General features: G+C 67.2%; 17 protein-coding genes. 5 read left to right on the forward strand and 12 right to left on the reverse strand.

Annotated features, from left to right (window positions below; translation table 11 throughout):
• Positions 1–38 precede the first annotated feature (38 nt).
• Positions 39–209, forward strand: a complete 171-nt coding sequence (locus tag FOH10_RS35050) for a hypothetical protein (protein WP_169334996.1) — start codon at positions 39–41, stop codon at positions 207–209.
• A 65-nt stretch (positions 210–274) separates the two neighbouring features.
• On the forward strand, positions 275–1849 hold the full coding sequence (locus FOH10_RS28355; RefSeq protein ID WP_228813233.1) for an alpha,alpha-trehalose-phosphate synthase (UDP-forming): 1575 nt from the start codon (positions 275–277) through the stop codon (positions 1847–1849).
• Positions 1850–1877: 28 nt separating this feature from the next.
• Here FOH10_RS28355 and FOH10_RS28360 read toward each other — a convergent pair whose 3' ends face one another.
• Positions 1878–2459 (reverse strand): NADPH-dependent FMN reductase, encoded by a 582-nt coding sequence (locus FOH10_RS28360; RefSeq protein WP_221937887.1) that lies wholly within the window; start codon positions 2457–2459, stop codon positions 1878–1880.
• Positions 2460–2845: 386 nt separating this feature from the next.
• Here FOH10_RS28360 and FOH10_RS35055 point away from each other — a divergent pair, with 386 nt between their 5' ends.
• From FOH10_RS35055 to FOH10_RS28370, 3 genes are read left to right on the forward strand one after another with little or no spacing between them, the layout of a single operon-like run.
• Positions 2846–2995, forward strand: coding sequence for a hypothetical protein (locus tag FOH10_RS35055; protein ID WP_186000618.1), 150 nt, complete (start codon positions 2846–2848; stop codon positions 2993–2995).
• A gap of 12 nt (positions 2996–3007) precedes the next feature.
• Complete coding sequence (gene cyaB / locus FOH10_RS28365; protein WP_143982978.1) at positions 3008–3571, forward strand: class IV adenylate cyclase; 564 nt, start codon at positions 3008–3010, stop codon at positions 3569–3571.
• A gap of 59 nt (positions 3572–3630) precedes the next feature.
• Positions 3631–4596: a glycoside hydrolase family 113 protein gene (locus tag FOH10_RS28370; RefSeq protein ID WP_143982979.1), complete on the forward strand. Its 966-nt coding sequence runs from the start codon at positions 3631–3633 to the stop codon at positions 4594–4596.
• Here the strand turns inward: FOH10_RS28370 and FOH10_RS28375 are convergent.
• Genes FOH10_RS28375 through FOH10_RS28425 form a run of 11 tightly spaced genes read right to left on the reverse strand, consistent with a single transcriptional unit; the run spans position 4581 to position 15818 of the window.
• Positions 4581–5564: an oxidoreductase gene (locus FOH10_RS28375; protein WP_143982980.1), complete on the reverse strand. Its 984-nt coding sequence runs from the start codon at positions 5562–5564 to the stop codon at positions 4581–4583. The genes FOH10_RS28370 and FOH10_RS28375 overlap by 16 nt on opposite strands.
• A gap of 43 nt (positions 5565–5607) precedes the next feature.
• Complete coding sequence (locus FOH10_RS28380) at positions 5608–6099, reverse strand: hypothetical protein (protein WP_039809224.1); 492 nt, start codon at positions 6097–6099, stop codon at positions 5608–5610.
• Complete coding sequence (locus FOH10_RS28385) at positions 6096–6992, reverse strand: hypothetical protein (RefSeq protein WP_143982981.1); 897 nt, start codon at positions 6990–6992, stop codon at positions 6096–6098. The genes FOH10_RS28380 and FOH10_RS28385 overlap by 4 nt, the downstream gene beginning before the upstream one ends.
• Complete coding sequence (locus FOH10_RS28390; RefSeq protein ID WP_143982982.1) at positions 6989–8434, reverse strand: MCE family protein; 1446 nt, start codon at positions 8432–8434, stop codon at positions 6989–6991. The genes FOH10_RS28385 and FOH10_RS28390 overlap by 4 nt, the downstream gene beginning before the upstream one ends.
• Positions 8431–9654: an MCE family protein gene (locus FOH10_RS28395; RefSeq protein WP_143982983.1), complete on the reverse strand. Its 1224-nt coding sequence runs from the start codon at positions 9652–9654 to the stop codon at positions 8431–8433. The genes FOH10_RS28390 and FOH10_RS28395 overlap by 4 nt, the downstream gene beginning before the upstream one ends.
• The gene (locus FOH10_RS28400) at positions 9654–10892 is read right to left on the reverse strand and encodes an MCE family protein (RefSeq protein ID WP_143982984.1); all 1239 of its coding nucleotides are present in this window, start codon (positions 10890–10892) and stop codon (positions 9654–9656) included. The genes FOH10_RS28395 and FOH10_RS28400 overlap by 1 nt, the downstream gene beginning before the upstream one ends.
• Complete coding sequence (locus FOH10_RS28405) at positions 10889–11962, reverse strand: MCE family protein (protein ID WP_143982985.1); 1074 nt, start codon at positions 11960–11962, stop codon at positions 10889–10891. The genes FOH10_RS28400 and FOH10_RS28405 overlap by 4 nt, the downstream gene beginning before the upstream one ends.
• Positions 11959–12981: a virulence factor Mce family protein gene (locus FOH10_RS28410; protein ID WP_143984365.1), complete on the reverse strand. Its 1023-nt coding sequence runs from the start codon at positions 12979–12981 to the stop codon at positions 11959–11961. Before FOH10_RS28410 ends, FOH10_RS28405 begins: the two co-directional genes overlap by 4 nt.
• An 8-nt stretch (positions 12982–12989) precedes the next feature.
• A complete protein-coding gene (locus FOH10_RS28415; RefSeq protein ID WP_039809214.1) occupies positions 12990–14141 on the reverse strand; it encodes an MCE family protein in 1152 nt (383 codons plus the stop codon).
• 56 nt (positions 14142–14197) lie between these two features.
• A complete protein-coding gene (locus FOH10_RS28420; RefSeq protein WP_029925420.1) occupies positions 14198–15049 on the reverse strand; it encodes an MlaE family ABC transporter permease in 852 nt (283 codons plus the stop codon).
• Between the two features lie 4 nt (positions 15050–15053).
• Positions 15054–15818: an MlaE family ABC transporter permease gene (locus tag FOH10_RS28425; protein WP_029925419.1), complete on the reverse strand. Its 765-nt coding sequence runs from the start codon at positions 15816–15818 to the stop codon at positions 15054–15056.
• Positions 15819–16058 lie beyond the last annotated feature (240 nt).

The following is a 16058-nucleotide window of genomic DNA, read 5'->3' on the forward strand; positions in this document are numbered from 1 at the left end:
CTCATAACCTGTGCACAGACATCCGAGAGGACACGATGATGGCCGCGAAGAGCAGCGCCAACGACATCGCGGACGACGATCTCGAACCGCTCGCCGACGAAACCGCCCGCCAGGCCCAGCGCGTCGTGGCCGCCTACGCCGCGGACGCCGACGAATGCCGCATGCTGCTGTCGATGCTCGGCATCGGCCCGAGCAACCGGGCCGACTGAGGCGGGTTCGACCACCGACAACTACAACGGGCTCCCTGCGACGGGCAAAGGAATCGAGTGGACCGATGAACCAGACCGACGACTCCCAGCACGATCCGGACACCGAGCCCGACGAGTTCGACGGTGTCCCCGCGGCCTACCGCGGCCCGGGGGCACTCATTCCCGATGAGGGCGCCGGTTCCGGATTCGTGGTCGTCGCGAATCGGCTGCCGGTCGACCTGGAACGCCTCCCGGACGGCAGCACCCGCTGGAAGCGCAGTCCGGGCGGTCTGGTGACGGCGCTGGAGCCGGTGCTGCGCAACAACAAGGGCGCCTGGGTCGGCTGGGCCGGTGTTCCGGACGTGGAGGTGGACCCGATCACCGAGGACGGGTTGGACCTGTTCCCGGTGCCGCTGTCGGCCGAGGAGGTGGCCGACTACTACGAGGGCTTCTCCAATGCCACGCTGTGGCCGCTGTACCACGACGTGATCGTGCGGCCGGTGTACGACCGCCAGTGGTGGCAGGCCTACGTCCAGGTGAACCGCCGCTTCGCCGAGCACACCGCGAAGGTGGCGGCGGAGGGCGCGACGGTGTGGGTGCAGGACTACCAGCTGCAACTGGTGCCGAAGATGCTGCGCATGCTGCGTCCGGATCTGACCATCGGCTTCTTCCTGCACATTCCGTTCCCGCCGGTGGAACTGTTCATGCAGATGCCGTGGCGCACCGAGATCGTGGAGGGGCTGCTCGGCGCGGACCTCATCGGCTTCCATCTGCCCGGTGGCGCGCAGAACTTCCTGTATCTGGCGCGCCGTCTCGCGGGCCAGCCGACGTCCCGCGGCACCGTCGGCGTGCGCTCGAAAATGGGTGTGGTGCAGGTGGGTTTCCGCACCGTGCGGGTCGGCGCCTTCCCCATCTCCATCGCCTCGGCCGAGCTGGACGAGCACTCACGTCGCCGCTCGGTACGCGAACGGGCCGCGAAGATCCGTGCGGAACTGGGCGATCCGAAGACCGTCCTGCTCGGCGTGGACCGCCTGGACTACACCAAGGGCATCGATATCCGTCTCGCCGCGCTGGAGGAGCTGCTGCACGAGGGGAAGATCGACCCCGCCGAGCTGGTCATGGTGCAGCTGGCCACCCCGAGCCGGGAGCGGGTGGAGTCCTACATCCAGATGCGCGGCGATATCGAACGCCAGGTGGGTCGCATCAACGGCGAGTTCGCCCGGGTGGGTCACCCGGTGGTGCACTATCTGCACCGCCCGATTCCGCGCGAGGAGCTGATCTCGTTCTTCGTGGCCGCCGACGTCATGGTGGTGACACCGCTGCGCGACGGCATGAACCTGGTGGCCAAGGAGTACGTGGCCTGCCAGGGCGGCCTGAACGGCGCGCTGGTGCTGAGCGAGTTCACCGGTGCGGCAGCCGAATTGCGCCAGGCGTATCTGTGCAACCCGCACGATCTGGAAAGCGTCAAGGAGGCCATCCTCGCCGCGGTGAACGACGATCGCGACGCCCGTCGCCGCCGGATGCGCTCCATGCGACGCCAGGTCCTCACCCACGATGTCGACCGCTGGGCCCGCGCCTTTCTCGACGCCCTGGCCCAGGACCGCGTGGCGGGCAGCGCCCTGCTGTCCGACGACGACGTGGATCCGGCACCGCGCCGCTGAGCGGCGGCGGCTCGGTTCCCGATGAGGCTCAGCCCACCGGCTGCGGGCGGTGGGCGCGGTCGATCTTGTCGGCCAGCGCCGTCAGCAGGTTCGCGAGCAGATCCACCGTGGTCCGATCGGTCGGATTGCCGTCGTCGTCGAAGCGCTCGTGGGCATTGTCGATGATCACCTGCGGTTTGACCACGACATCGCTGCGCGTCTGAAGCAGCACCTGGCGCAGGGCGAGCTGGGCGCGCACGGAACCGAAGCGGCTCGGTGACGCGCCCATGATGGCGATCGGTTTGCGCAGCAGCGGGCGGCCCTCGACCTCGGCCCAGTCGGTGCTGACCCAGTCGATGGCGTTCTTGAGCACCCCGGGCATCGAATGATTGAACTCCGGTGTGGCGATGAGGAGTCCGTCCGCCTCGGTGATCCGGCGGCGCAGGTCGGTCACCACCGCCGGACGCCGGTACGGGTCGTCGAAATCCAGATCGTAGGGCGGGATGTCGCGCAGGCCCTCGTAGATCTCGATATCCAGGTCGGTGCCGAGCCGCTGCGCCGTGCGCAGCAGCGCCGTATTGTGCGAGCCCACGCTCAGGCTGCCGGAGATGGCGAGGATGCTGTACGTCACGCGTTGGAGCCTATGACCGGCGGTGACGGTTTCCGGAGGGTCCGGCACGCCGCGTTCCGGACCCGATACGCCAAACCGGCGCCGCACCCGGTTCGATCCGACCTCCGCCCGGGGTGCGGGTCTCAGGACCCCTGTACCCCAGTAGCCTTCGCCACGTCCGCGAGCACGGCTTTGTCGTCGGATGTGAGACCTCGCGTCCTACTCCTGGACCCTGATTGTGAAGCTGCGCGATTCCGCGCCGAGGAAATCGGCGAGTCACCCGGGTGCTTCTCGGTGGGCATCAGCCTGTGCATCGCCCGCGTGAGGGAGCTCGCCGATCGAACCACCCGGTCGAGCTGTACACCTATGACCGGATTCCGGTGTGGCGGATCCTCAAACTCGATGAGGTGCTGTTCGTTTCGGCGTTCACCGCCTACGGCGAGGGACATTCGTCATCCACGCACCGAATCGACCCCAACCGACGCGGCATCCTGCATCATGCCTTCGTGCGGGTTGTGGAACAGTCCTTCGCCGATGCGACACGCCTCGCCCCGTAGTCAGGAACCGCTGTGATCGAAGCCGAATACAAGGCGCGCCTGTCCGACGTCGGTTCCGTTCGTCGGCGGCTCGCGCGCCTCGCGGCACCCGACGTGGTCCGCTATCACGATGTCTACTTCGACCAACCCGATGAGTCGTTGTCCAAGTCCGACAGAGAACTACGACTCCGAACGATCGTCGGAGCTCGCGGCTCGAAGCACTTGCTGACGTTCAAAGACGCGACGGTCGACCCGGAAACCGGCTCGAAACCCGAGCACGAGACCGTGATCGAGGACCGCGACGCGGCCGAGTCGATCATCGTCCGCCTCGGGTACCGCCCCACCATCGCCTTCACGAAAGACTGCGAAAACTACACCTTCACAATGGCGGGACGGACGATGGTCGCGACCGTGGTGACGGTCCCCGAGATAGCCGGCGTCTTCCTGGAGTTGGAAACACAGGTGTCCGGTCAGGACGAGCTGCCGCAGGCGCTGGCGGATCTGCGTGATGTACTCGCGAACCTCGGTGTGGGCGAGGACCAACTGACCACCGAGCTGTACACGCGCGCCGTCGCGGACAGCCGACGGCAGCGGTAGTCGTCCGGCGCGACCACTATGTCTGCCAGACGCGGTCCACTTCCGCGACAATGGGTCGCGTGCTGACCATTCGTGGCATCTCGTACCTGGTCGACGGCGTTCCGGCGGAGGCCGCACGAGCGGATTTGGAGGTGATCCACGCGGAATTGCACTGCACGGCGGTGATGCTGATCGGTGCCGATAGGGTGCGGATGCTCGGGGCGGCGGAGGACGCACTCGAGATCGGACTCGAGGTGTGGATACGCCCGCAGGTGAGCGACCGGCCGTGGCGGGAGGTGTGCGGACGGCTGGGTGAGCTCGCGACGGGAGCCGAAGAACTACGGGGGCGGTATCCGGGGCGGGTGACGCTGCTGGTGGGCAGTGAATTCACCCATACCGTGCCGGGGATGGTGCCCGGATGGTGGTCGTACGCGCGGCTCATGCTGATCGTGCGCGCGTACGGGGTGTTTCGGCGGCGGGCGACAAGGCGGCTGGACGCACTGTTGGAACGGGCCGTGCGGACGGCTCGGGAGCGGTTCGAGGGGCCGGTCGGGTACGCGGCGGCGGGGTGGGAGGACCTGGACTGGTCGCGATTCGATGTGGTCGGCGTCAATCTCTACCGATCCGGGCACGATCCCGACCGCTACGCGCGGCGTGTCCGAGAACTGGTGGCCGACAACGAGAAGCCGGTTGTCATCACCGAGTTCGGTTGCGGCGCTTTCGAAGGTGCGGATCGCCGGGGCGCGGGATCGTTCCGGATCGTCCGCTGGTTCAGCGATCGACCGTATATCCGCGGCGAGCATCCGCGCGACGAACGTATACAGGCGGGCTATCTGGGCGATCTGATCGGCCTGTACGAAACCAGCGGTGTGCACGGCTGTTTCGTGTTCACGTTCGCCATGCCCGACTTCTCACACAGCACCGATCCCCGCTTCGATCTCGACCGAGCGGGATTCGGCGTCGTGAAATTCGCCGACGGCTCGGCCGGCGGCTGGACACCCAAGCAGGCGTTCCATGAGGTGGCGTGCCGCTACCGGAGGGAGTGACCTGCCTCCAGACCGCCGACCGGCTCGGTGAAGCGGAAGCTGACGCCGGTGAGTTGCTCGGACTTCTCCCACAGCCGCGCCGCGAGTTCCGGGTCGTCGGCTCCGGGGGTCGGTGCCTTGCGGACCGGATAGCCTTTGAAACGCCCCGTGGGGCCGAAGAACTCACCGCCGCGCACGCTCGGGTCGACGGCCGCGCGCACGGTGGGCAGCGCGCCCATTTCGGGGGTCTGCTTCAGCGAGTCGAAGAACCACTTGAAGGCCGGGCGGGACAGGAAGCGGACGAACGGGCCCAGGTTCTGTTCGAAATCGGATTGCGCGACACCGGGATTGGCCATGGTCGCGGCCAGCCTGGCGTCGGTGCCGTTGAGGCGGCGCTGCAGCTCGGCGATGAAGAGCTGCACCGCCAGTTTGGACTGGGCGTAGGCGTGCAGGCCCCGGTAGTCGCGGCGCTCGAAGAACAGGTCGTCGACGTCCACGGTGTCCATGGTCTTTCCGAACGCGCCGCTGGTGACCGAGACGACCCGGGCGGCGGGTGCGGCCAGCAGGCGGTCGAGCAGCAGGCCGGCGAGCGCGAAGTGGCCGAGATGGTTGGTGGCGATGGTGGTTTCGAAGTCGTCCTCGGTGCGCTCCGGGCGCATGACCGCGGTGCCCGCGTTGTTGATCAGCAGATCGATGTGTGCGAACCGGTCGCGGAGCTGCTGCGCCGCCGCGTGTACCGATGCCTGTACGGCGAGATCCAGTTCGACCAGCGACAATTCGGCGTCGGGAGCGCCGACGCGAATGGAATCGGCCACCAATTCCGCTTTTTCGAGGTTGCGGCAGGCCAGTACCACGTGCGCCCCGCTGTCGGCGAGCAGGAAGGCCGTGGCCACGCCGAGACCGGCACTGGCTCCGGTGACCACGGCGACGCGGCCGTGCAGATCCGGTATATCGGCCGCGGTCCACTGCGGCTGTTGTGTCTTGCCCACGCGATCTTCCTGGGTCCTAAGGTCTTTCGTTGACCTCAGCACTCTAGATCGGGTCGACGTCGGCCACCAGCCAGCGACCCCCCTCGCGGTCCAGTTGCACCTTCAGGCGGCTGGCGTCGTAGGTGCCCTTGGCGGGGTCCTTGCCGGTGCTGCGCTGGTTCAGGAAGATCATGACCTCGGTGTGATCGGCCTCGGCACTGATCACGCCGCTGCCGGTCACGGTGGCCTGCACCACGAGTTCCTTCTCCTTCGCTCCGGGCGCGAGGACGGTTTCGGTCACGTTCTTCCAGTCGGCCTTGAAGTCCTCGGTCATATCCTCGCTGACCTTGGCCATCTGGGTGTCGATGGTGTTGAAGTTGTAGCCGAACATGCCCTCCACGGCGCGGCGGGCAACGACCAGCGAATCCTCCCGGGCCTGTTCGGCCCGCTGATCCTGCCGATAGCCGTAACCAACCCACGAGCCGACCGCCACGGCGGCGACGAGCAGCAGGCAAGCGCCGATCAGCAGGTAGCGGTCACGTGATCGCGCGGTCATATCACCATCTCCATCTGCGTCGCGGCCAAACCTCGCTCGGTGTGGGTGATGGTCACCCGGAATCGGAACTGCCGCTGCTGCGGACCTTCCGCACCGGCGTTGGTGAGGGTCTGCTTGACGGCCACCAGCACGATCGCGGAGTGGTCGTCGGAGCTTTCGATGGCGGCGTCGATGACCTCGCCCTTGGCGCGCACCTCCGCCTTCTGCACGATTCCGGCGTAATCGTCCTTGCGCTGCTCGTATTCGGCGGCCAGCTCACCCGAGGTCACCTCGAGCACCCGCTTGATGTCGTCGGACGCGGTCTCGGCGCTGATATTGGTGATGTTGAGCATGGCCTGCTTGGCCGTCTGCACGTAGTCGGCGCGCAGGGTGTTCTCCGCGGCGATCTCACCGCGCAGGTGCACGAGGTAGCCGGTGCCGCCCATGAGCGCCACCGCCAGCAGCACCGCGGCCACCGCCACGATCCGCTGCCAACCGCCGCCCGCGGCCGAAGGAGCTGCGGGCCCCTCGGACGCGACGGCCGCGGCGGACGGCGGCGCGGGCGGCACCGGGAGGACCGCGCCCCCGGCGGCGGGCGGCTGCGGAATCGTCTCGGCCTCATCACTTTCCGCGGCCTTGTCGAGCCGCACCGGCTCGGCGGCCGCCGTTTTGCCGAGCGTCACCGGCGCTGCGGCCGACTCGGTCCGCTCGTGGTGCGCCGCCGGCTCGGCGGCCGGGGCCTGTTCCGGCTTGTCGAGTTCGACGGTGGGTGGCGTGGCCGCCACCTCCTCGGCCGCTGTCGAAGCGGTGGCCGGGTGCACCCGTGCGGTGTCGGCCCCCGCTTCCGGCGGCGGCCCCTCCGAGCGCACCGCGCGCCGCCGGTTTCGGTTCGTCACCCCACCGGTATCACTCATCGCATCTGCTCCTGCACCATCGCTGTCAGACTCGTCGGGATCACCCCGGAGCCGTCGGGACCGATATTGGCCTGACGGTACATGCGGCCGTCGGGTCCGAGCACGGTCCCGGTACGCGGATCGTAGGACCGCGTCTCGACCGACGCCGGTTGGGTCGCACCGGCCGGAGCGCCGGGCGCACCGCCCGGTGGCTGCTCACCGCCGGTATCGCCGGACGGCGCCACCGGATTCGGCGGTCCGAACGGCGGATTGTCGCCCAGCGGCACGAACCCCTGCGGATCCCGGCAGAGTTCCGGCGTGGGCGCGCGCTTGCCCGGCACCTCCATACAGGGCGTATTGCGGATGCCGCGCACCGCGAACGGCGCGTCCTGCGAGACCTTGCAGTACAGGCCGCCCGGGGTGTCCGGCACGTCCCGCAGTGCGGCCGAACGCCGCTGATCGGCGGGCAGGAAGCCGGTGGTACAGCCCTGCGGATCGTTGACGCTGACCATGAAGTCGACCATGGCCCCGTACTCGAGCGGGCCGTTGAGCGCGATCGTCAGCAGCGCTCCGACCAGCGGCGGGAAGACGACCAGCAGCTGTTCGATGCCCGGATCGTAGACGTAGCTGACCTGGCCGACGCTGGCCAGATTGCGCGCGAGCAGCGGCAGCGTCGGATTCAAGTCCTGGAACAGCCGGGTGGCGCTGCCGGCGGCGCCCGGGGTCTTGCTGAGCACATTGCGCAGCGCCGGATCATGTTCGCGCAGTTGATCGGTCAGCGTGGCCAGATCCGCGGTCCACGACCGGATCGCCGCATCGGATTCGATCTGGGTGTCCAGCAGCGGCCCGATCTGATCGATCAGGGCCTTGGTGGCCTCGGAGTTGTTCCGCGCCTCCTGGACGAGCAGGGACGCGGAGTCGAGGAAGCGCTGCAGATCCGGACCGGCACCGTCGAATGCCAGGAAGGCGTCGTCGATGACCTGCCGCAGCTTGGTGTCCGCGACACTGTTCAGCAGCCGGTCGGTCTGTTCGAGCAGGCTGCCGACATCCTGCGGCAGTTTGGTCCGCTCCACCGGGATGACCGAACCGTCGGAGAGGTTGCCGCCCGTGCCGTTGTCGACCGGGAGCAGGTCCACATACTGTTCGCCGACCGCCGACACACTGCGCACCCAGGCGTCCACGTCGGAGGGGATCTTGTAGTCGCTGTCGATGGAGAGTTCGGCGTCGACGCCCTCCGGCGTCAGCCGCACCGCCGTCACCTTGCCGACGGTGGTACCGCGATAGGTGACATTGGCGTTCTCGTACAGTCCACCGGTGGCGGCCAGTCGCACCGTGACGTCGTAGCGGCCGATCCCGAACATGGCGGGCAGCTGCACGTACGTACCGCTCATCACGGTGATGCCGATAACCGTCAGCACCGAGAAGATGACCAGCTGGATCTTGACGAAGCGCGTGAGTTTCACTGTCCACTCCCCTGCGGCACGGTGAGTCCCGGAATCGCGGGCAGCCCCGGAATCGGCGGCAGCCCGGGAATGCTCGGCTCGGGTGCCTGCGACTCCGGCCGGGGGTTCAGTGGCGCGGTCCGCGGATCGACCGGCTCACCGGGGGTGCCGCCCAGCTGGCCGAGGGCGCCCTCGACGCCGCCGAAGCGCGGACCGAGCGGCGTTCCGGTGAGGAAGTTCTTGCTCAGGCGCGCGGCGGTGAGATCGTAGGTGATCTTCACGTTGAGGTAGTCGCCGCGCACCGCGCCGTCCAGGTTCTTCAGCGAGAACGGGAAGGTGAGCAGCATGTCCAGCGCCGCACTGAGATTCGTTCCGGTATTGGCGATCTCCTGCAGCAGCGGCCAGAGGTTGGCCAGTTCGGCGGTGAGGTGATCGCCGCCGTTGTCCACGATGCGCGACACCACGTCGCTGAGCCCGCCCAGCGCGGTCAGCGCACGGGTGATGTTCGCCCTGCGGTCGGCGAGCACGGTCAGCGCCGGATGGATGTTCTCGATGGCCGCGACCACCTGATCCTGTTGCTGCGCCAGGATTCCGGAGAACCGATCGAGTCCGCCCATGGCGGCGATGATGTCGTTGGTCTGCGCGTCGAGCGTGGTGACGAGGGTGTTCAGCTGCGGCAGCAGTTCGCGGATGGCCTCGGTGTCGGTGCTCAGCGCGGTGTTCAGTTCCTTGGTGATGGTCTCCAACTGGCTGATGCCGCCGCCGTTGAGCACCACCGAGAGGGAGGACAGCGTCTGCTCGGTGGTCGGGTACGCACCCGCCCGCTCCAGCGGGATGACATCGCCGGGCCGCAATTCGCCCTGTGCCGGAACATCAGTGGGCGCGGCCAGTTCGAGGTGGTTGCTGCCGAGCAGGCTGGTCTGGCCGATCTTGGCGGTGGCGTTGGCGGGCAGCCGCACATCCGGTTCCAGGCTCACGGTGACCAGCGCGTGCCAGCCCTCCACCTCGATACCGGTCACCGAGCCGACCGCGACGTCGTGGACGCGGACCGGCGAATTGCGGGTCAGCGTCGTGACATTCGGCATCTGGATCTTGATTTCCCACGCCCCCGCGCCGGTGCCCTCCGCGCCCGGCATCGGCAGCGAGTTCAGTCCGTCCCACTGGCATCCGGTGGCGCCCAAGGCGATTGCGATGCCGATCGCCATGCCCGCCACCCGGGTGCGGCCGAAGATGCTGGTCATCAGTTGCCTCCCGGAACGGCCAGTTCGGCGATGCTGCCCGGCACCGTGACGCCGCCGGCCGCGGCCGCGACCTCCGGTGTGCTGTACACCAGCTGCTCCGGATAGGCGGTCGCATTGGTCGGCGTGCTGAGCATGAGCGGCGGATAGTTCATGGCCATGCTGTTCAGCACCGGGCCGAGCATGGTGGCGCACAGGTCGGCGCTCTTGTCGGAGTCGTTGGTTTCCAGCGCCTCGACCGATCCGCAGAGGAAGCTGATCGGGTCGGCGAAGTTGGTGAGCACCGGATAGCCGGTCAGCGACCCCTGGGCCGGCTTGTAGATCTGATAGAAGTTCACCAGGGCGGTGGGGCCGGAGTGCAGCACCCGCTCCACCTCGGGCCGCTTGTCCACCAGCAGCTGGGTGACCTCGCTGAGCCGCTGCACGCTCTCGGTCAGCGCACCGCCGCGGGCGTCGATGAAGCGCTGCACATCCGCGACCGCGATATCCAGATTCTCCAGTCCCGCACCGAGATCGGTGGACACGCCGGCCAGCACCGAGGACACCGAGGCGAGCCGCCCACCGAACTGCACGATCTGGTCGTTGCTCTTGGAGAGCACGTCCACGAACTGCTGCAGGTTGCGAATGGTGGCGAACAGGTCGGTGCGGCCGTCGGACAGCGTAGTCAGCGCGCTGGACAACTCCCGCAGGGTGTCGCGGAACGCCTCACCGTTGCCGTCGAGATTGTCGGCGGCGGTGTCGACGAATCGACCGAAGGAACCCTGTTCGTCATCGCCCACCGGGCCGAGGGTCGTCGCCAGCTTGGACAGTTCGGTCTTGATGTCGTCCCACTCCACCGGAATGGCGGTGCGCTCGATCGGGATGGTGTCGCCGTCGGCCAGTTTGTCGCCGCCGGTGTAGGCGGGGGCCAGTTGAATGAACCGCGCCGACACCAGCGAGGGCGACACGATGACGGCCTTGGCGTCGGCGGGCAGGTCCACGCCGCGGTCGATGGTCATCCGCACCGTGACCCGGTCGGCGCCCGGATCCACGGAGTCGATGGTGCCGACCCGCACGCCGAGCACCCGCACCTGGTCGCCGGCGTACAGGCCGCTGGTGGACGGGAAGTACGCGGTGATCTGGGTCTTGCCGATCCGGCTCACCGCCGGGTACGCGAGCACACCGACCACCGCGATCAGCGCGACCAGGGCGACGGCCCACGTCCACCGGGGCAGCTGTCCGAGGTTCTTCAGTGCGTTCATTTTCCGGGCTCCGTCAGTGCGGGATACAGGCCGGGAGGCTGCTGCGGACTGTTGTCGAGGTAGGAGCGCAGGTCCTCGGGCAGATGTTCGGGCCACACCAGGGCGTCGACCAGCGGCTGCAACCCCTTGCTGGTCGCGTTGGAGATGTACGCCTGGAAGTACGGGCCGCCGCCCACCTGCTCGCCCAGCGCGCCCGCGTAGGGGCCGAGGGCGTCGAGGGCGTCGGAGAGGTTCTGCTCATTGCGCTGGAGCATCCCCAATACCGAGTTCAGCCGGTCCAGCGTGGGTTGCAGCTGGGCCTCGTTGTCGTTGACGAACCCGCTGAGCTGCTGCGCCAATCCGTTGACGTACTGGATCATCTGGCCGAGCGCGGTGCGCCGCGCGTCCAGCTCGCCGAGCAGCTGATTGCCGTCGACGAGCAGCGCGCTGATCTTGGCGGCTCGATCGGACAGCACCTGGGTGACGCCCTGGGCCTTGCTCAGCAGCTCGGTCAGCGCCTGGTCGCGGGTGTTGATGCTGCGCGACAGGGCGGTGATGCCGTCCAGGGCCGACCGCAGCGGCGCGGGCGTATCGGCGAAGGTGGCCGACAGCGCGTCGAGCGTGGTGTTCACCTGCTCCATGTCCAGGCCGTGCACGGTGGTGGCGAGGTCGCCGAGCGCGTCGTTGAGCGAGTACGGAGAGGTGGTGCGCTCCAACGGAATCGGCTCGTCCCGGCGCAGGCGGCCGTCCCCCGCCGGGGTGACCTCGAGGGATTTGCGGCCGAGCACCGTATTGGTCTTGATGGCGGCGCTGGTCCGGTCGCCCAGCGTGATGCCGCCGTCGATGCTGAACCGCACGAGCACCTTCGCGCCGTCCAGCCGCACGTCCTCCACCCGGCCGGACCGCACGCCCGCCACCTGAACCTGGTCACCGGGCACCAGACCGCCCGCGTCGCCGAAATGGGCGGTGTACTGAACACCGGAGGCCAGGAACGGCAATCGGTCGAACTGGAGCGAGGCCAGTGAGATGGTGACCGCCAGCACGATGCCGACGATGCCCACATTGATCACCGATGAGCGCTGTCCGTTCACTTCGCACACCTCCCGGTGGTCTGCGCGCCGGGCAGTTTGAGGAACAGCGGCTTGCCGTCGGGGCCGTCGACCAGGAAGTCGGTGCCGCAGACGTAGATGTTCAGGAACGATCCGTAGGAGCCGATGCGAACCAGCTTCTTGTAGGCGTCCGGCAGGTTCTGGATGATCCACTCGATATCGCCGGATTGATCGTCGATGCTCGTGGCGGTACGACCCAGCTGGTTGATGGTCTCCTTCAGATCCGGCCGGGCCTGGGTGAGCAGACCGGTGAGATCGCCTGTCGCCCCGGAGATCCGGGGAATGGCGTCCCCGATGGGATCCTTGTCCGCGGCCAGCCCGCTGACCAACCGCTGCAATTCGTCCAGCGTGGTCGCGAATTCCTGATCACGATCGTCGATGGTGGCCAGCACCGTCTTCAGATTCTCGATCACACTGCCGATCAGGGCATCTCGCTCGGACAACGTCTTGGCGAAGGAGCCGGAGCTGTTCAGCAGCGACACCAGTGTGCCGCCCTGCCCCTGGAAGATCTGCAGCAGCGCCTCGGTGAGGTCGTTGACCTGCGCCGGATCCAGGCCGCGCAGCAGCGGCTTCATCCCGCCCAGCAGCATGTCCAGATCCAGTGCGGGCTTGGTGCGGTCGGTGCCCATGGTCGCGCCCTCCCGCATCACCTCCGCCGTGCCGGGGCCCTCCAGCAGCTCCAGATACCGGTCGCCGACCAGGTTCTCGTAGCGGATGGCGGCCGTGGTGCTCTGGTAGAGCCGGTACTTGCGGTCCACGTCGAACTCGAGGTGGGCGAGATTGTCCTCGCCGACCCGCACCGAGGTCACCGAGCCGACCGGCACACCGGCGATGCGCACCTTCGCCCCCGGCAGGATGCCCGACGAGCTGGTGAACACCGCCTTGTAGCCGTACTCGCGGGAGAACCGCACCTCGCTGAAGACGATCCCGAGCATGCCCAGGATCAGCACCATGACGAGGGTGAACAGGCCGAGCTTGACCGTGACCGCGTGTGGTTTCAAGCGCACCGCTACCTCACCCCCGGCAATCCGGCGAACAGCAATTCGAAGACGGTGCCCTCGTTGAGGCTCGGTTGGGTCGGCGGCTGCCAGACATGCCCCTGCGAGGTGTCGGTGACCAGGTAGTTGGCCTTGTCACCGGTCTCCCAGCCGGTGACGTCCTCACAGTGCGGTCCGCCGGTGGCGTTCACCTTGGGCAGATCCTCCGGGTACTTGTAGGGCTCGCCGGCGGGCATGAGGCTGGCGTTCATGGAGACCGCCGGATACCGGCCGCCGAAGATCTCACCGTAGAGCGGCATCAGCGGGCCGAGGCCGTTGACCACGCAGGACACCGCGGTGCGGTACTCGTACAGGGTGTCGGTGGCCGGGTGCAGCAGCCGAAGTGCTTCCACCAGCGGTGATTCCGTCTCGTTCAGGATCGGGGTGGCGGTGTCGGCCAATCCGATGATGTTGGTCAGCACCAGGTCCAGATCCCCGGCCCGCTCGGCCAGCGTCCCGCCGGTGACCACCAGATTGTCGGTGGTGCGCAGCAGATCCGGCACGGTGTCGGCGTAGAGACCGGTGACCTGGGTGGTCTTGCGCAGATCCTCCTGCAGGGTGGGCAGCGAGGGGTTGATGTCGCGCAGGAACGCCTCGCTGTCGACGAGCAGCTGGTTGATCTTCTCGCCGCGGCCCTGCAATGCCGAACCCACCGCCTGCAACGTGGCATTCAGCTTCTCCGGCTCGATTTTCGCGAGCACGTCATTGAGATGCTGGAACAGCGTATTGAATTCGACGGTAACCGAACTCGCCCGCACCACGGCGCCGGGTTGCAGCGATTCTTTCGAAGCATTCTGCGGCGCAACGAAATTGATATATTTCGCGCCGAATACCGTGGTGGACCGAATATCCACGACGGCATTGGCGGGCACCATCCGCAGCTGTTCCGGATCGAGTTCGAGATCGATGCGCGCACCGTCGGCGGTGTTGTGCACACCGGAGACCTTGCCGATTTCCACGCCGCGGATCTTGACCTTGGCGTCCGGGTCGAGCACCAGGCCGCTGCGCGGCGATTCGACGGAGACCTTGACGGTGTTCTCGAAGCCGCCCGCGAACATGACCAGGCAGAGGGTGACCACGGCCACCACGCCCAGCACCATGCCGAGCCCGCACAGCCGGATCACCCACGGCTCTTCGAACCGTGATTGTGGTTTACGTGTTTGCGTACCCATTCGCCGCCCTACCCGGAGAGATGGAAGTTGCCGGAGGTGCCGTAGATGGCCAGCGAGATCAGCAGCGTCACGGTGACGACCGCGACCAGCGAGGCCCGTACGGCGTTGCCGACCGCGACTCCCACGCCGACCGGTCCACCCGCGGCATGGAAGCCGTAGTAGGTGTGAATCGCCATGACCGCCAAGGCCATGAAGATCGCCTGCGCGAACGACCACAGAATGTCGCTGGGAATCAGGAAGGTTTCGAAGTAGTGGTCGTAGACGCCCGCCGACTGCCCGTAGATCACCACGGTCGCGAAGCGACTCGCGATGAAGGAGGCGATCACGGCGAGCGAGTACAGCGGGATGATGGCGATGATGCCCGCGAGCATCCGGGTGCCGACGAGGAAGGGCACCGGGCGGATCGCCATGACCTCCAGCGCGTCGATCTCCTCGGAGACGCGCATGGCGCCCAGTTGCGCCGTGGTGCCCGCGCCCAGGGTGGCCGCCAATCCGATGCCCGAGATCACCGGCGCGGCGATGCGCACATTGATGAACGCGGCGAAGAAGCCGGTCAGCGCCTCGACGCCGATATTGCCCAGGGAGCTGTAGCCCTGCACGGCGATGGTGCCGCCCGCGGCGAGGGTGAGGAAGCCGACGATCACGACGGTGCCGCCGATAACCGCGAGCGCGCCGGTGCCCATGGAGATCTCGGCGATGAGCCGAATGGTCTCGGTGCGGTAGTGCACCAGCGCCCGCGGCACCGAGGCCATCGACTGCGCGTAGAACACGGCGTGCTTGCCGACGGAGTCGATACCCTCGCCAACACGCCTGACCCGCTTGGTGATTCGCGGGAATCTGGACTCGATCACGAACGCCATCAGATCACCGCGCCGTGAACTTGATGCCGACCGCGGTGACCACCACGTTAACCACGAACAACACCATGAAGGAGAAGACGACGGTCTGGTTGACCGCGTCGCCCACGCTCTTGGGGCCGCCCTTCACGTTCAGCCCCAGGTAGCAGGCGACGAGTCCGGCCGCGAGTCCGAACAGGGTGGCCTTCACCTCGGAGATGACGAGTTCCGGGAAGTGCGTCAGCAGCGTGATGCCGTTGACGAACGCGCCCGGGTTGACGTCCTGCAGGAAGACCGAGAACAGGAAGCCGCCGAGGATGCCGATGGTGCTGACGAGGCCGTTGAGCAGTGCCGCCACGAACATGGAGGCGAGCACGCGCGGTACCACCAGGCGTTGGATGGGATCGATGCCGAGCACCCGCATGGCGTCGATCTCCTCGCGGATGGTGCGGGCGCCGAGATCCGCGCAGATGGCGGTGGCGCCCGCGCCGGCCACGATGAGCACGGTGACCATCGGGCCGACCTGGGTGATGGACCCGAAGGCCGCACCCGCGCCGGAGAGGTCGGCCGCGCCGATCTCCCGAAGCAGGATGTTGAGCGTGAAGCTGACCAGCACCGTGAACGGAATCGCCACCAGCAGGGTCGGGATGATCGATACCCGAGCCACGAACCACGCTTGTTCGATGAATTCGCGGCGCTGAAATGGGGGCCGTACCGCGGCGCGAGCGACACTTCCGGCGAGTTCGAAGAACCCTCCGACCGCCCGCAACGGCACGGCAAGAACGTCGTTCATTCCCGCGTTTCCTCCTGCCCCTGCCTTGCTTATAGCGCACGAGATCTGAATGTGATCTACGCCCCGCTGAATGATTAGAACACGTTCACTGCCGCTGCGTAAGGCTTTCGCAGGTTTTGAACTGCTCTTTTTCTCCCTGAGAGCCAGGCGCTCGAGAACTTGTTCACTATGGGATCACTCTCGCGTCTGAGACAGCCCTTGTGAGGCGTCCCACACCGTTGAACCCCATTCCTACCAATA

This window comes from Nocardia otitidiscaviarum (assembly GCF_007362295.1).
GTDB lineage: Bacteria > Actinomycetota > Actinomycetes > Mycobacteriales > Mycobacteriaceae > Nocardia > Nocardia otitidiscaviarum.

What these genes read in the sequence shown, in the direction of transcription:
- FOH10_RS28355 (WP_228813233.1), top strand. Translation starts at nt 275, where the DNA reads ATGAACCAGACCGACGACTCCCAGCACGATCCGGACACCGAGCCCGAC.
- FOH10_RS28395 (WP_143982983.1), bottom strand. Translation starts at nt 9,654, where the DNA reads ATGACCAGCATCTTCGGCCGCACCCGGGTGGCGGGCATGGCGATCGGC.
- FOH10_RS28380 (WP_039809224.1), bottom strand. Translation starts at nt 6,099, where the DNA reads ATGACCGCGCGATCACGTGACCGCTACCTGCTGATCGGCGCTTGCCTG.
- FOH10_RS28400 (WP_143982984.1), bottom strand. Translation starts at nt 10,892, where the DNA reads ATGAACGCACTGAAGAACCTCGGACAGCTGCCCCGGTGGACGTGGGCC.
- FOH10_RS28385 (WP_143982981.1), bottom strand. Translation starts at nt 6,992, where the DNA reads ATGAGTGATACCGGTGGGGTGACGAACCGAAACCGGCGGCGCGCGGTG.
- FOH10_RS28420 (WP_029925420.1), bottom strand. Translation starts at nt 15,049, where the DNA reads ATGGCGTTCGTGATCGAGTCCAGATTCCCGCGAATCACCAAGCGGGTC.
- FOH10_RS28425 (WP_029925419.1), bottom strand. Translation starts at nt 15,818, where the DNA reads ATGAACGACGTTCTTGCCGTGCCGTTGCGGGCGGTCGGAGGGTTCTTC.
- FOH10_RS35050 (WP_169334996.1), top strand. Translation starts at nt 39, where the DNA reads ATGGCCGCGAAGAGCAGCGCCAACGACATCGCGGACGACGATCTCGAA.